9 protein-coding genes are annotated in these 17,367 nt (G+C 46.7%); 1 reads left to right on the top strand and 8 read right to left on the bottom strand.

All coding sequences use genetic code 11. The features are described 5' to 3' along the window. Positions 1-13: 13 nt before the first annotated feature. The 6 genes from M1D71_RS14400 to M1D71_RS14375 all read right to left on the bottom strand — a co-directional run bounded on the left by M1D71_RS14400 (position 14) and on the right by M1D71_RS14375 (position 13,668). Positions 14-907: a carbohydrate ABC transporter permease gene (locus M1D71_RS14400; protein ID WP_458127029.1), complete on the bottom strand. Its 894-nt coding sequence runs from the start codon at positions 905-907 to the stop codon at positions 14-16. Positions 908-920: 13 nt separating this feature from the next. Beyond that, a complete protein-coding gene (locus M1D71_RS14395; protein ID WP_458127028.1) occupies positions 921-1,835 on the bottom strand; it encodes an ABC transporter permease in 915 nt (304 codons plus the stop codon). A 60-nt stretch (positions 1,836-1,895) separates the two neighbouring features. After that, positions 1,896-3,632 (bottom strand): sugar ABC transporter substrate-binding protein, encoded by a 1,737-nt coding sequence (locus M1D71_RS14390; RefSeq protein ID WP_458127027.1) that lies wholly within the window; start codon positions 3,630-3,632, stop codon positions 1,896-1,898. Between the two features lie 260 nt (positions 3,633-3,892). Next, positions 3,893-5,299, bottom strand: a complete 1,407-nt coding sequence (locus M1D71_RS14385; protein ID WP_458127026.1) for a response regulator transcription factor — start codon at positions 5,297-5,299, stop codon at positions 3,893-3,895. After that, entirely contained in the window at positions 5,296-7,008 is a 1,713-nt protein-coding gene (locus M1D71_RS14380; RefSeq protein WP_458127025.1) for a histidine kinase, read from the bottom strand. The genes M1D71_RS14385 and M1D71_RS14380 overlap by 4 nt, the downstream gene beginning before the upstream one ends. Positions 7,009-7,284: 276 nt before the next feature. After that, positions 7,285-13,668 (bottom strand): rhamnogalacturonan lyase family protein, encoded by a 6,384-nt coding sequence (locus M1D71_RS14375; protein ID WP_458127024.1) that lies wholly within the window; start codon positions 13,666-13,668, stop codon positions 7,285-7,287. A 204-nt stretch (positions 13,669-13,872) separates the two neighbouring features. Here M1D71_RS14375 and M1D71_RS14370 point away from each other — a divergent pair, with 204 nt between their 5' ends. Next, entirely contained in the window at positions 13,873-14,745 is an 873-nt protein-coding gene (locus tag M1D71_RS14370) for an AraC family transcriptional regulator (protein ID WP_458127023.1), read from the top strand. Positions 14,746-15,001: 256 nt separating this feature from the next. Here M1D71_RS14370 and M1D71_RS14365 read toward each other — a convergent pair whose 3' ends face one another. Both M1D71_RS14365 and M1D71_RS14360 read right to left on the bottom strand, forming a co-directional pair. Continuing rightward, complete coding sequence (locus M1D71_RS14365) at positions 15,002-16,408, bottom strand: extracellular solute-binding protein (RefSeq protein WP_458127022.1); 1,407 nt, start codon at positions 16,406-16,408, stop codon at positions 15,002-15,004. A gap of 108 nt (positions 16,409-16,516) precedes the next feature. Continuing rightward, entirely contained in the window at positions 16,517-17,362 is an 846-nt protein-coding gene (locus M1D71_RS14360) for a carbohydrate ABC transporter permease (protein WP_458127021.1), read from the bottom strand. Positions 17,363-17,367: the final 5 nt, after the last annotated feature.

The raw sequence follows: 17,367 nt of genomic DNA, 5'->3' as shown, positions 1-17,367 counted from the left end.
TCATAGCATCTCGCTATTCTTTGACCGATCCTACGACAATGCCAGTTACAAAGTATTTTTGCAGCAGCGGATAAATCAGCAATAGCGGGATAACAGCGACTACGATTTTGGCTGCGTTCAGGTTTTTGTTCGAAATTTCAGTCAGGTTGCTGAGTTCGCTGGAATTCGTTCCGGCTTGAAGCAAATCGGCAATAATTACGTTAAGGGACTGGATATAGGTCATTAGTGGATAATTGCTGACTTTGGTCATGTAGATCAAACCGCTGAAGAAGTCATTCCATGTACCCACGATACTGAACAAGGCGACTGTCGCCAGCGCAGGAATGGACACGGGAACATACACTTTGAACAAGACCTGAAGCGGATTCGCTCCATCGATGAATGCTGCCTCTTCAAGCGCTTTAGGTACAGCGGAGAAGAAATTCATCACGAGGATGACACTGAATATCGGGACAGCGCCTGGCAGAACCAGTGCCCAAATCGTATTCAGCATGTCCAGGTTTTTGATCAGCAGGTAACTCGGAATCATCCCTCCACTAAACAACATGGCAAAAATCATAATATTCATATAAATGTTTCTGCCTTTAAATTCCCTTTTCGATTTGGATAGCGGATAAGCCATCAAAATAATCAGAATCATGTTAAGCACAAGGGTAAGCGCGACACGTAGAACAGATATGCCAAAGGAACGCCAGAACTGTGCATCATCAATAATTTTGGTATACGCTGCTGTTGTGAAATTGACCGGAACGAGGCCTACTGCATTCGCGGATACCGCCTCGCTGCTGCTGAATGAAATGGCAACGATATTCCATAACGGAAGAAGGCAGACCAGTGCCAGCATGATGACGATGGCATAGATGACAAACCGGCCAATTCGATCTTTAAAGTTTGCAGAATAGGACACAGGTTTGTCCTCCTTAGAATATTTTTCGGTCCGTATATTTTTTGGCCAACTGGTTGGCAGACAAGAGCAAGACAATACCGATTACGGACTTGAACAAACCAACAGCTGTACCGAAGCTATACTGTCGCCCAACGAGACCGATCCGATAAACATAGGTATCCAGAATGTCGCCCGACTCATAGACAACCGGGTTATACAGATTATAGACTTGATCGAAACCGGCGCTCAAAATGTTGGTCAGGCTCATTACGCCCATGAGCAGAATAATAGGCAGCATGCCTGGCAATGTAATATGCCACACTTTTCTCCACCAACTGGCTCCATCCATTCCTGCGGCTTCATACAGACCGGGATCTATCGATGTAATTGCAGCCAAATAGACGATGGAACTATAACCAAACTCCTTCCAGACGTCTGTTCCTATAATCAGTGGCTGGAACCAGGTGTTGCTGCCAAGGAAATTAATATTTTCCAAGCCAAAGAACGCCAACATTTGATTCACAATACCGTCCAGACTGAACATGTTGACCACAACGGATGCCAGTACAACCCAGGATAGAAAATGTGGCAGATAAACAATCGTCTGCACGGATTTTTTAACGTATTTGATACGAATTTCATTTAATAAAACGGAAAAAATGATCGCCATCATCGTTCCGAGCAGAATCTTGCCAAGCGCGATCACCAACGTATTGCTGACGACCTGCGCGATATCCGGCAGCTTGAACATATACATAAAATGCTTCAGGCCAACAAATTCGGAGCCGAACATGCCCTTGGCCGGTATATAGTCCTGAAACGCCGTAATGATGCCGACCATTGGAACATAGCTGAATACAAGCAAAAACAAAATGCCCGGCAGCATCATCATATGGTACATGGCACCTGGGCTGAGCCGCCCTCTTGCTTTCAAATTCCCCTGTTTCATGGATGAACCCCTTTCCTGAAGAAAGGCTGCGTATCGCAGCCCTGCCACTGTTCATGGATATTATTGTTTCGACGCGATCTCGTTTTCAATTTCCTGAATGACTTGATCACCGCCTTGTTTCTTCCAGTTATTGACGAATGTATCGAAGTAATCGAGCGGTTCTGAACCCGTCACGATTTTGATAAACGACTCCTGTTCCAACTTCGTCAGATTGGCCCATGTCTGTTTCATGCTTGGTGTAGTGCCAGAGAAAGCAGGTGTCATCCATACAAATTTGTTTTCTTGTGTCAGTTTGTCGATCAGTCCAACTCCGTTGATCCGCGAATGATATTTTGACCACGCAGTCACGTCATCCGTATCCATGTCACTCAAATAGGTTTTGATGCTTCCGATATTGTTCTTCGATTCGGTTGTTCGAACCTCATCCAGGGTAATTTCTCCTTTAATTCCGCGAACCACGTCAGAGTAATCATCCAGCAGCGATGTAGCCGAATTGACTTCGATATTAAACGGTCTCGTGGAACCGTCTACCCCGGTCTCCTGATACTTGGCAGCTTCCGGCATGGTTGTTGCAACATCTTTATCATTGGCCAGTTTATCGTAGAACAGGTTTACAATCTTAACAGCCAGTTCAGGGTGTTCATATCCTTTTCTCACCACAATAAACTGATTGGATGGATTGGCATGCGCCACGTTGACCTTGCCGTTTGCATCCTCCAACGTATAAGCTGAGAATTTCGCATTTTTATCCATCTGTCTCGCACTGATCAGTCCCCAGTCAGGGATATGCCACGGTCCAAAGGCGATACCACTTTGGCCATTGGCGTAAAGTGCAGTAATATCATCAAACGTGCGTGTTCCAAATTGCGGGTCAATGATACCATCCTTGAACCAATCCGCCATGGTGCCCAGCATTTTCTTCGTTTCTTCTGTCGTGGAACCATACACGATTTTGCCGTCTTCACCATTCATCCAATATTGCGGGAAGGCTCCCTCGGTTGAGGCCACACCCAGCATCGTATAAGCAGAGCCATTATAATCTGTTGTATTCATCGTGTTCACAAATGGAATACCTACCGGATTTCCGGATTGGCCAGGATCTCTTTTCAGGAATTCCAGTGCTGTTTGCTCCACTTCATCCAGTGAAATGGCGCCGTCTCCGTCTGCATCCAGTTGAATCCCCAGCAGATCCAGCCAATCTTGACGGACCCAAACCATCGTTGGTGCGGAATCCAGAGAAGTCGCCGGGAGGCCCATCAAACGTCCGTCGATCGTCGCATTGTCTAATGCACGTCCATCATAGGAATCGTACATCTGCTTGATGTTATCCGTAGCATATTGATCGTAAATGGCTGTCAGATCCTCAATCAGGTCATTATCAACCAGTTCTTTCAGTTCATCTTTGGAATCGACGCGCATCATGTCAGGCAATTCCCCGGATGCGATGGCGAGTGAAACTTGACGACTATAATCTTCGCCATTGGCTTCAAATTGATCTGTAATCTTGGCGTTAAACGTGTCTTTGACCAGCCGGGTATACGCGTTATTCTCATAGGTATCTCCAGCCGGCAGTTTCGGGTTGGCTGTGGTTACCCGTCCCATGGTTACGGTGATTTCGTCTTTATAGGCACTGAACGGATCTCCCGGCGTTACCTCATATTTGCCTGCTTCCTCTGCAGTAGGAGGATTGGAAGAGTCTCCACATGCCGCGAGGGTTGCAACCATCAAGGCAGACATGGACAGCACGGCCAGACGCTTCGTCAACCGTTTGCTTTTCATGGACCAATTTGTTCTCATCTAATTCGATTCCCCTTTTTCTGATATTTAATATTTGTTTGCGCTTTCATTATAAAATGAAGTGAAGACTGATCGAGATAGGGATTGTACGGTCGTTTGGATAGAGAAATGTATCCGGTTTTCAACCGGTGTCATGAAGCATTGGTTAGCTTGTGATCATATACCCTACCTACTGACTTACATTCATCTATCTGCCCTTATGTTTAATCAAAAACAAAAGCCGTCAACTCCTAAACCAGGAAGCTGGCGGCAGATGCTCGCTATTTATTTCCTCTGCCTAGCTGCCGATACTCACTTGGCAGATGACCTGTCAGTTCACGAAAAATCCGGCTGAAATATTTTTCATCTGTATAACCTACTCGCTCCGCAATCCAGAAAATCGTGTTATTCGTATTGAGCAAATACTCTTTGGACTTCTCTACCCGGATGAACCGGGAGTACTCATTAAAGGTTTTCCCCATCAGATCCTTGAAACATTGACTGAAATAGCTTCGGCTGATGTTGAGTTGTTGGGAGAGAGCTGAAGCTGTATAGGCCTGTTCCAAATCCTGCTGCACGATCATTACGGCTTTTTTCACGGCATCGATAATCTCCTGTGAATACGAAATCTGTTCATCGGCCTTTCGAATGCCTGCAGCAGTCTGCTTGATCCATTCTTCAACCTCGTACCAGGACTCGAAAGAATGGATCATCGAGATTCTTCCAAGGGTAGTTTGGGCAAAAAGGTGGTTCCACTCCATCACGATTGAGTACAGCAATCCCATCAACTGACCTTTATGTAATCGTAATGAGTTGAACTGGTCCATAAGCTGGTTGTAGTAGCTGTCGTGGTGGGTCCATGGGGTTTGGAACCAACTTTGTTTAATCCGGTCAAGGTCTTCATCCTGCGGTTCTTTTGAAAATGACTCTTCCTCATTCATCGAAACGGCAATGACTTGGTTATTGGGATTGTATGCATAGAACAAAGACGTCTCTGTATAATTCATAATCCAGTTTTTGATTTGCGACCATGTTCGCTCTTGTACATCAGACAAAATCAACAACGTACTTTGGGGGACTTGATTCAGGGATTCCTTTAATTGAAGGAATAGTTGGTCCTCTTCGTTTTGGGGGGCTACCCACATCCAGCTATTTCGCTCAACTTCCCATTGAATCTGATTACCATGCGCAGTTAACTCCATTGGCCACCTGTGTTCTGATTTGCGATCCTGCGAAACTAGTGCATACACACTTGAATACTGGACGTTGATTTCATTGTGTGAAGGCACCTTTGTTTTCGTGCTCGTCAACCCGCTAATTCGGGTATGTATCCGATGCAGAACATGTTCGAATTGCTCTTTCTCCAGCTGCACTTTGGCTATATAGTCGATGGCTCCGAGCCTCAGCGCTTCCTGGATATAATCGAAATCCTGATGCAGTGTCAACACGACGATATGAAGTTCCGGATAGAGCTCCCTCGCAGCTCGCATCAATTCGATCCCTGACATGACCGGCATCGCAAGATCCGTCAGCATCAGATCGACCGGTTGGGAATTTAAGAAATCCAGCGCTTTCGCCCCGTTGCTTGCTTCGCCTACGACTTCCATGTTGAACTCGTTCCATGGCATCGCAGAGCTAATGCCTTTACGTACCAGCTTATCATCATCTACAATCAATACCTTAATCATGCCGGGATATCTTCTCCTTTAATAGGCAATACGAGCAGTATGCTTGTCCCTGTTCCCAATTCACTCTCGATTACCAGTTGTGCTTCATCTCCGTACTGTGCCTTCAACATGCGGTGAACGTAATTGAGTCCGATGCCCATCCCTACTTTTTGTTGTTCAGCTTCACGATTGTTCAGCAGATTATGAATGGTTTCCTCGGTCATGCCTGCACCATTATCTTGTATCATAATGTTCAATGTTGCTGTGCATGTCACTTCAATTTGAATAAAACCTTCGTCACTCAATCCATGATATAACGAATTTTCAACCAGCGGTTGCAGAATAAAGCGGGGCACAGGAATTTGAAGCACTTGTTCATCTGCAGTAATGCGGACGTCAAATTCAAAGTCATATCGAATTTGCTGCAAAATCAGATACTGCCTTAACGCATCAATCTCCTCTTCCATTGTGGACACTTGCCCTAATTTGCCCAGATTGTAATAGAGCAGCTTGTTCAACGACTGTACCAGCTTGTCGATTTCCCCTTGTCCGTTCATGACCGCCAGCCAGTGCACCGTATCCAGCGTATTCATCAGAAAGTGTGGATTGATCTGATAGAGCAGTTTTTCCACTTCCAGGTCTGCACGAATCTTCTCTTTCTGCTGCACTTCCCTGAAGAGGTCACCGATTTGATGCTGCATATTCGAAAATTCACCCAACAGAAAATCAAATTCAGGAATCTGAGTGCGAGTTCGGCTCCCTGTTGTTTGTGGATTCTTGGACATCCCATTAATTTCCGAGTGGAACAAGCCGAGTGGTTTGTAGACCATTTTCCACAGGAGCCATGCAAGAAACACCGTAAAGCCGAGGAAAAATAAAGCAACCAGCAATATTTGAAGCAACCACTGGTTTTTCTCCTGTTGATATTGAGCCTGCGAAATGACCGATACGACACTCCATTTCTGTGAGGAATCTTCCTTGAACCAGTGATACCCGCGGGATATTCCGTCCCTGGCAGGATCAGCCGTTAAGCTGGTGAAATTCTCTCCTATCTTCATGGCTTCCGGAATTTCACTGTACACAATGTTTCCTTTACCATCCAGGATGAGATGAGATAATGCCCCGTTGTATTGATTGTAGCCCAAGATATCCTGTGTAAGGCGAAAGCCCGATTCTACGTAAATGTACACGTCGTTCCTTTCAGACAGTTGTACTTTTCGCATAGCAGACAGAACGAGTTGATCATCAAATCGGTTCATACTGATATGGGGGCCATAGTACTTAATGCCATAGGTTTGGAAGAGCACAGGCAGAGACTCGGGAAATAAACGTTCCTTGGTTGGAAAGTTGCCGAACTGCGTAGTACCTTCTTTTTGAAAGTAATATAGGGTCAATCCGATATTAGGATTGGTGAAGGTGACAACGCTTAACTCGTTCTTTATTTCGTCCCTGGCCTCAATCAGTTCGAAGATATCGGAGGACGGGTTCAAGAATTCATCCATTCTTTTGCCTAAAGTACCTCTGTAAGATAATTGCTGCGTAACGTGATTCAGATTGGTGATGGAATTCTCCAGTGAGGATGTCACCTGCTGTAAATTGCTACGGATGCCATCATCGATCTTATTTGCGAAAATGGAGTCAATCGTATAATAAGAAATCGCAAAGATACTGATAAAGGGGATAAACGCACTGAGAAAGAACAGTAAAAAGATTCTTTTTTTAAGTGTCATATGGACCTATTCTCCTTCTGAAAATGAAACAGCAAGCCTCCTGCGTATGGAAGCTTGCTCTGAATATACATTCAAGCGGACACGCTGTCTGTATCCTGTTCAAGTCCAATTTCCTTTCATCATTATAGTTTGATATTCAAATAAGTCAAACGCTTTCATACGGAGCGCATATAAAAAGTGCTACTCCTCAAAATGATGAGGAATAGCACTTTTTATATGCGTACCTTACTTCAGTTGTAAACACTTCTTGTTAATGGAATGCTCGAACATTTCAGTCTACTCTCGTACCGTCACATTTAATTTGTATGATCTGGTTTCCCCTGAAGAATTGCGAAGTACAGCTTCATATTCGTAGATTCCAGGTGCCCTTCCAGAGATTGCGGTAACTGCAGACTGTGCACTAGGCGTATTAGATTGCAGCGATTGTGTGTCGATCAATACACCATTTTCGTAAAGTTCATATTCGGTTGCGTTCGTTCCCCACCACAGATTCATGGTGACATTAAAGTTGCCGTCACCGTCCCAGTTGTCATTCGACAGAACCGCTTGCCCTGGGGAAGCATCTGTGACGATGACAGTCAGCGGAGCACTCATGGTCGTACCGAGTGCATTGATCAATTCCCCGGTATAGATATAGGTACCATTTTTCTGTCCAGTAATATCCACTTTAACAGACTGTGCGGTTGGGGATTGATCGACCAGAGAAATATCCTTAATCAATTCACCATTCTCATACAGTTTGAACTGATTGCCATTATTGCCCCACCACAGATTCATCGTGACCGTGTAGTCGCCGTCTTTGAGCCCTGTGTCATAACCGTTATTGTCAGATAGCACTGGAGTCCCAGGGGCCCCTTTTGCTAGCGGAGTTGCTTTGTTAAGCCATTCCTCCCACTTAAGCAGCACATTTGTCTGCTCATCCGTGAATACAGTTCCTCTAGCTGCCTGAACATCATTACCGTAGGATGTGAGCAGTTGACGCGCCTTTGCTCCTTCAAGATTGTTTGCTGCCAGTTGTGCCTGCTGTAACGTGTTCGCGAGCTGATCAGCTAGAACACCGGCATTAGGATCGATCGATTCATCCGCAAAGGCGTTGGTCAGATTGATCAGGCTGTCGAATGTAGCAATGACCCCAAAACTATATTCTACCGTCTGTTCCCAGCCAGCCAAGTCGGATACGGTTGCCGTAACCTTGTTCAGGCCGGGCTCCAGTGTATATGCCGGAGTGTCCAGGAGCACACCCTCTGGTGCTTCCACACCGGATACCGAATCGGAGGCTGTATAGCCAATTTCCACGTGTTGATCAATGGTATATTCAGTTTGACCATGAATTTCAATGGTTGGAGGTACGAGATCAATGGATATGGACAATGACTGTTCGCTCTCTTTGTTACCGTCGACATCGACGCTCCAGTAGGTGATGGTATGTGTACCTTCTTCAGTTAGGGTCAACTGTGTGCCACTCACCGTTTCGCCACCATTGATTTGATAATAGGTCCCTTCAATTTCGGAATCTTCATCGTTTGCTGTAAAGGTTACTTGTACCGGAGAAGTATACCAGTCGTTCTGCGATTCTCCTTCCACAGTTGCCGTAGTATGTGGGGCCTCCTGCTCCGGAGATTCCCCTTCCAACGTAACCAAATCAGATAGAGGTATATTCAATTCCTTCACAAGGCGTGCCACGAGTTCAGACACCTTGATTGCACCATTCATCTGCAAATGTGTATTGTCTTCCGTTGTGCCTACCCACATGAATATCGATTTGGTTCCTTCTGTGCCAAGCTCCTGGAAATGCTCCCAACTGGCTTGGTTCAGATCGATGATCAGCGTTTCCGTTTCCTGCGCTGTTTCTTTCATCGCCTGTACGTATTCCGGGAAGCTCTTGTTCAGCACCTCTCCGGTAAAGTCACGGCGGTTCACTGGCGTGACCAGAACCGGAATCGCACCTCTCTGCAGAGCACCGTCAATGTATTCTTTCAGATATACCTTAAACTGTTCGGGCGTAAGATAACGCTCAGGACGGGACGGTGTGGAATCGTTATGAGACCACTGCATGAACAGATAATCGCCTTCATGAATGTCGAGTAAAATATCGTTGAGATGTCCACCGACCAGGAAGGTCTTGCTGCTCAAACCTCCAACTGCCCGGTTATCAATACTGACTTCATTCAGATCAAAATATCCATCCAACGTTTCGCCCCAGCCTGCTTGTGGACGATAGTTCTCCGCGTAATTGGCCACCGTGGAATCACTGGCCAAATAAATAACCGGTTTATCGCTTGCACTGTGATCTGGCAGGCGCTCCAGCTTCAGCGCATTGATCTTCGGTGCATTTCCAGTGAAGTTGAAGTTAAAGACCCCATCAATCAGGGCAATGTCATATGTTATTTCTTTGAATTCGCCTTTCGCAATGGTTGTGAGCGGCAGTTTTGTCATCTGCTCCACAACGACATTTACACTGGTCGATTCTGCAGCATCTCCCACGGTCATCGTTACCCGGTAATTAGCGGGTTCCATCTCCACCAGGAAGGAAGTCCCGTTTACCCGTGTGAAATCCTCTTTGAGCAAATCCCCGGTTTCCCGGTTCTCATCTTTGGTCAGCGCAGTATCGACAAAGCCGTACCCGTTGCCTTCGATGTATGCTCTTTTGGCATCTATTTTGATGTATCCGTCGGCTGCGCTGCCGGAACCAAAGTCAAATTTGTATTCACTTATCTCTTCGCTCGGTTCACTTGTCAATGAATCCTTCGCAACCGTTAACATGTTAAACGCATGGTCAACTTGAGCCTGAGTGGCTTCTGTATTGAATATGGCTTCGGCTGCTGACAAAGCCCGATTCACCACTGCCTTTGATGCATCTGTATAATCCGACAGATCCAGTACTTTGATCTCATCGTACAGAGCGATTAAGGCAGTCTGATCTCCGCCCTCCGAAGGAAGCTGAGTGCCTTCAATCCGCACGTTGTCGATCTGGGTAGTCCAGTTCAGCGTGCCTCCACCGCCTTTTCTCGTCCCCAGGAACCGCATGGCTCTGACGTTGTCTGCATATACGCCGGAACTCAGCGATAGATCTGCAATCGTTTGTGTAACTGTCGGATCCGCCAGATTCGTTAATGTCAGATCCAATGTTTTCTTGGCAAAATTAACAGTTGCATCCACATTGACCCACTGGTTCTTGGAAATCTCTGTAGCGGTTCCTCCTTCGGGTATGGCCGTATCTCCTGTGCCGTAGTCCGGATTATATGCACCGACATAATAATGAATTTTGGTGCTTCCGGTTTTGGTATACAGTGTGAAAAGGGCATTTTCGTTGGAATCCTGAATCGTGAGATGGCCTTCTGACGGATAGGCACTCACATTACCGGATTGCCAGTCAAAGTTCACGTTCACCTGATCGCCGTTTACGGCATCAAACAGACGGAATACTTTGGCCCGATTGCCTGATCCTGACCCCGCGACGGACAGCACCTTATTTCCTGACTGTTCAACAACGGTCCCCGTCATGGTTCCTCCAATACCAGTGGCATTGACCATCGCATACTGGTAACCGGCAGCGTCGCCTTCAAAATCCTCCTCATATAGCTGGACTTCCGGCTCTGGCTCGGGTTCGGAAATATCCGGGTCGATGACCAGCGATGAGATGCTCAGCTCCATGTCTTTGACCGCACCAGCAACGAGTCCGGCAATCTTCTGCGCACCATAGCTGCTGAAATGGGTATTATCGTTGATTCCATTCGGGTATTTTGGATATTCACCTGGATTAGCATATAGGAACACTTTTTCCGTAGCTGTATTACCAATTTTGTCGTAGTACGCAATACTCAACTTGCTGAGATCAATCAGCGGCACGTCCTGCTCTTCCGCCACTTCTTTGGCGGCCTGAACGTATGCAGGGAAACTGACGTTAAATTCCTGAGTCACTGTATTGAAATCTCTGCGTCCAACCGGAGTGAGCAATACCGGTGTAGCACCGCGCTGTTTGGCACCGTTTACATAACGAGCTAAGTAAGTCTTGTAGTCCTCCGGTGATGCGTAACGATCCGGTATCCCTGCACTGGCGTCGTTATGACCAAAGGAAATGAAGAAGAAGTCCCCCGGCTTAATTCGTTGCAGGATCGTATCCAGACGACCGTCTACCATAAAGGATTTGCTGCTTCGGCCGCCGATCGCATCGTTCACGATGACTGCCCCATTGGAGAAATAACGTCCGAACTGCTGGCCCCATCCTTCTTGAGGAGCCTGCACTTCACTGTAAGATTGCATGGTTGAATCACCAGCCATATAGATCGTCGTTGCCGCACCGGCCGCTTTCTCCGGATATTTCTCGATGATGACGTCTTGGATGTCTATGGCTGTACCAGAGAAGAGAAGATCAAGTTGTCCATCCACTACAGCAATATCATAGGAATACTCCAGCGGTGCTCCTGCTTTCACATTGGTTACGGCGAGCTTCTGGACGAATTCGGATTTGACTCCAACGTTCGAGTCATTCGCATCATTGCCCAATCGTAGCGTCACCTTATAGTTCGCATTGGGCAGATCAACGGCAAATGTCGTGCCTGCCGCGGCCGAAACCTGGTTTGACCCTACCGTAATACCGTTCGTATCCGTGAACCCGTATCCCGGATCTTGTGCGTAGAGCGTATCCCGTATGTTCGTACTTCCCGACGCAGCCTCTGTACCGAAATTAAAGCGGTAGACCGGCTCCAGCATTTCTGCTTCACGGGTCAGCGCCAGATCGGCTTTAGGGAATGCTGTAGCTTCCGCTCCAAGATAAAAGCCGGTATGAGGCGGCTGGTTGTAGGATACATTTTGCCAGGCTACGCCAAGTCTATACACAGGGTCCTGCATCAGCGTAGGGATGCGATAGTCTGAAGGAATGGTCGTCGTGTAGAGACGATACTCCGAACTATCTTCGCTCCGCAGCAGAAGCTCCTCACGCCAATCGCCCAGAATGTCCGCCTGAAGTGCCGGATTACCTTTGGTGTGGTTGTTCGTTAACGTACCGGTCGCCCGGAAGATTTCATCGAGCTTTTTGTTTTCGTAATCCCATTTATAAATAAGCGGGGTTCCTTTGGCTGTACTGTTGTCCCATTCATGATCCAACAGCTCACGCTGAAGATCTCCATCCCACCAGATGGCGAAATTGGCGGTTTTTGGTCCTTCGTCCACAGTGTAGATAGCCTCTCCGGCCGCCGAATAGGTATGGGTTACAGGTACACTTTGCCCGTTGGTAACGCTCGTAGCCCATGATTCATAGCCCGGATAGTTCGGATCAATGTCCGCCGACATCCCGCGGCCGGTATCAAAACCTGTTTTCTCACCCCAGAGGATTTCACCTGTTGCCGCATCGCGCATCTCCAATCCGTATGCCGCATTCGAATGCTCATGGACGCTTACGACCTGGTAGCCCTCCCGGTTCGGATCGAGCTGGCCGGCATGCATGGCGTCGCCGTGGCCAAGTCCGGTGCTGTACATTAAGCTGCCGTCGTCGTCTATAGCCAAGGCGCCAAACATGATCTCGTCCTTGCCGTCATTATCGGCATCCAGCACACTTAGATTATGGTTGCCCTGTGATTGATATTGTGATCCTGCTTCGTTCGTATCGAACGTCCAGCGCTTGACGAGTTCCCCGCCAACATAATCATAAGCAACAAGCACTGTGCGGGTATAATAACCCCGGCTCATCACGACACTTGGCTTCGTGCCGTCCAGATAAGCAATCGCGCCAAGGAACCGGTCTACACGGTTGCCGTAGCCGTCACCCCAATCGCTGACGTTGCCTCTTGGTGGATCATAGTCCACGGTGGATACGGCCGCTCCGGTCTCACCATCAAACAACGTGAGATATTCCGGCCCTGACAATATGTATCCGCCTTCGTTGCGATAATCCTTCGTGCCGTCACCAATGACCGTGCCTTGGCCGTCCTTCGTGCCATCCGCTGTCTTGACAACAACTTCGGCCTTTCCGTTGCCATCCAGGTCATACACCATTAACTGCGTATAATGTGCTCCGGCGCGGATGTTGACTCCCAGGTCAATCCTCCACAGCTTTGTGCCATCCAGTTTGATGGCATCGATATAGACATTGCCTGTATAACCGGCCTGTGAATTGTCCTTGGAATTGCTCGGACTCCACAGGAAGACAATTTCATATTCGCCATCCCCGTCCAAGTCCGCAACGGAAGCATCACCAGCATAATAGGAGTAGGTTCCACCGTCCTTGGTTCGGCCGTCAGCCGGTTTATCAAGCGGAATAGGCAAATAATCATTATGCCAGACCGATACAACCTCCGGCTGCATTTGCTCTTTGCCCGCAATAACGGTGGAGATCTGATATTGCGAGCTGTCGAAACCAGTAGTATCTACATAGTTCGTCACATCGCTTATGGGCGATGCGTTCACTTTGGTTCCATTTTTATATATATTGAAAGCGACATCATCTGAATCGTTGTTTAAATACCTCCAGCTTAAAAAAACGCCGTTGTCTACGAGAACCGCAACCAGACCCCGGTTAAGATATTCTGCTTGGCGACCCGGGAGACTGCTTGATGACTCTGCGCGCATCGGCGCCGGGGGGATGGCTAGTGAAATAACCATAAGGAACGCTAAGAAAGATACAAACATCGATTTCTGGATGGAACCTTTTCTTCGGACCATTGGATTAAGTCCTCCTTATCTAAAATTATTTTTTATAATCATAAGTTCGATCTGCCCTGCTTGTTGTCAAATAAGCACAACTACAGTCACCCCCTTTTTATGTTACCGCTTACATTTATCTTACAGGTCTAAAAAAAGACAGACAATCTAAAAAATGTGACGTATTATATAATATAATTGACTTTTTTAGGAAGGAGATGAAAGATGGTTCATACGGTCTCTTATGCTTTTCGTAATGACGATACATCAATCATGACACTAGACTCTATTGGATGGCAGATCGTCTCAAGCGAGGAATACCGCTGTCCCAGTGATAATAGACCGGACCCGGGGCATGTTGTTTTTCAATACACGCTTAACGGTCGGGGTTATCTGGATATTGAAAATCAAACGATTCCTTTACCAAAGGGACATGCACTACTCGTCAAAATCTCCGGAGAACATTGCTATTACTATAAGCAAGACAATAACGAACCTTGGGAATTTATTTGGATCAACATACGCGGGGATGAAGCCAACCGAATTTGGGATATGATCCATGATAATGAGGGGCATGTCATTCTGCGAAACGCGGACTCACCCTTGATTCAAGAGTTATGGCAAATTATCCATTTGATTCATCAAGAGAAAGTTACGGACAAGTATCGCTTGTCCATGCAAGTCTATCGCTGGTTGCTTATCTTAGTGCAGACGAGTCGGGACGCGGAGAGGGATATCGGTGCCCTATCCATAACAACGATCGAGAAATGTAAAAAGTTCATCCGAGAGAATTATGCTTCCCCGTTGACGCTGGATCTGCTGGCCAGCCATTGCGATATCAATAAACACTATTTGTGCAGGTTATTTCAGAAATCAGAGAAAACATCACCGTTAGCCTATCTCAAAGACAGACGGATTGAAGTTGCAGTCCGACTACTCCGCACGACGGAACTTCCGATTTCCCAAATTGGACAACAATGCGGCTTTGAGAGTCCCAGCTATTTCGGCAAAGTTTTTCGGCAATATATGTCCATGTCACCCAAAGAATATCGCATGAATAAGTTAGAGTTTCCTTACGAGGCCATTTATTATGAATAGCCAAACTCGCTGTTTGCTAGTAATCTGTCTTAGTCTAAAATTAACGTGGAATAATTGTTAAAGTTTCAACTGCATGTGCTTATTATTTAGGTATGTGCCTAATCGAATTGGTTTGGACATGCACTTGTACCGATAAAATAAAAAAGCCGCTATAATAGCGACTTTCAGTGGGACTTTGTTCTTGTCCCTCGACATACTTGTTCAAGTCTCGGGGTCTGTCAGATCTCAATTCTGTACACTGCTTGCAAACGTCGCATTACTGCTGATTAGCCAACCATTTAGTGCTTTCTTCCTGAGCCCTCTTCAATCCATCTGCAGCACTCAGTTTCCCTAGCAGAACACGTTCTACATTTTCTGACAGAATATAGCGAGGTTGCCCGGAACGGTATGGATAGCGTGGTGTCCACAACTGTCCCATCGCTTTCAGAATAACATCCATCTGTTCGATTTCCTTCACAGAGGACCATTCTGCAGCAGTCTTGATGACAGGCATACTCTGTGAACGCTGTTCATCCCACATGTATTGCTGGAAGAAATCGCTGCCGCTGAATTTCAACCATGCCCAAGCCAGCTCTTTATTGCTGCTATTCTTACCAATTGCGAACGGGCTGCCGGCGAACATTCCACCCATACCCTTTTCCTGATTCTTGAACAGCAATGCCGCTTGGTAGCGGTCTTCCAGCCCAAAGGTAGCCAGAGTGTTAACAAAGCCCGGAGCTTCTCGAAGATTAATCGCAATGTTGTTATTCTCCATCAGGAAGTTCTCGGAACCTTGTCCCGCCATTACACCTTCTGGCGCATATTTAACTGCTTCCTGTAACCAGCCGAGCGATCGAACCATGGTGTCAGTGTCGAAGTTCAGCTTCATGTCTTTCCACAAAAATCCTGTACCCCACTCTCCGCCCAACGATTCGTTAAAATTCATTACTGTGTCAGCTGCGTCTTGCCCTTTGAAGGTCAAACCATAGTTCTGTTCGCCTGTCTTAGGATTCTTACCTGTCATCTTGGCGGCTTTCTCCATCACTTCCTCAATCGTCGGAGACTCGGACAGGTATTCCACACCCCAATCGTCGAATAACTGACGGTCATATACAATAATTCGTGTATCCCCTATAAAAGGCATTCCATAAATCTCTGGTTCCTTATCGTCCGGCCCCATGGCCTTCCATCCATCTACCTGTCCATTTAGATAATTCCCCAGATCATAATTGTCTTTCTCGATATAGGACTGAAGCGGTTCCAGCAATCCTTGTTCAGCAAAAGTAGCAATTCCGGGGACCTGATAGACATCGGCTGCTCCCGACTGAAGCATCGTCTGTGTCTTCTCGTTATAATTATCCCAACCCATGAGTACAAATTCAATGGATGCATTGGGAAATTGTTTCTCGAACTCCTCTTTCAGCACATTCACACCCTTGGCGGTTTTACCTGAGATTGGATCAGTCTTGTCGTCCAACGAGAAATCGCCTACGAGTTGCACTTTAAGCGTTCCGGACAATGCTTCATTCACTGCTGACACCACCGTATCGGTTCCAGTAGATGCAGGTTTGTTATTCGCGTCAGTTGCATTGCTTGAATTACTGTTGGCTCCGCAGGCACTTAGAATCATAGTAGACGCCAGCAGCAGTGGTCCTGTCAACTTCATGATTGATTTTTTCAACATGGTTAGCTCCCCAACTCCAATTCTAATTTTCTCGAAATTTCCTCTTCCTTACTTTCCAATAAAGGGCTGTTCTCTTTAAGTGCTCTGTTGATTGTCACTCTCTGGCTATCACTCTCCCTTCAAACCGCTCAGGGCAATACTGCGAATAATATATTTTTGGAAAAACAGAAACACAAGTACGATCGGTAGAATGCTCATTGCTGCAGTAGCCATCGTAACCCCTATCAATCGGCTACCGTTCTCTGATGAGAAACTGGACAGAAACAGAGGCACCGTTTTCAAATCCTGATCATTGATCACAACGAGCGGCCACAAGAAGGAGTTCCAGCTATCCTGAAAGGACAGGATCGCCAGTGTCGCTGTAATGGGTCCAGCCAGAGGAGCGAAAATACGGATAAAAATCGTGAACTCACTGGCCCCGTCGATCTTGGCAGATTCTCGCAACCCTTCAGGGAGACGATCAAAATACTGCTTGACCAGTACAATGCCAAGCGCATTGATGATTGCCGGGAATATCAGAGGGTATTTGGTGTTAATCATACCGAGATCATTAAACATGCTGAACATCGGGATCAGTCTTGTCTCAAACGGAATCATCATCGTAGCCAGAACGGTAAAGAACAGCAATTTCTTACCCCTGAATTCCCCTCTGGAGAAGGCATAGCCAGCCAGCAAGGCAGAAGACACACTGAGTATGACACTGAACAATGAAATAATTGCTGAATTGGCATAGGCCTTGAACAGTACCCCATTCTCGAACACCAGCTTATAGTTAAATGTAGAGAATTGTTCAGGAATGATTCGCGGGGGAAACGGAATAGCTACATTACTGCTTCTTTCGAAACTGACACTTATCATCCAGAGAAAGGGATACAGCATAAGCACTCCCAACCCAAGTAGGAGCAGAAATAATACTCCATTGGACAGTCTCCCTTTTCCTGTTGCGCTTAACATAGTAC

The sequence above is a fragment of the Paenibacillus sp. Z3-2 genome (assembly GCF_054161325.1).
This window is presented reverse-complemented; position numbering and strand designations above follow the sequence as displayed.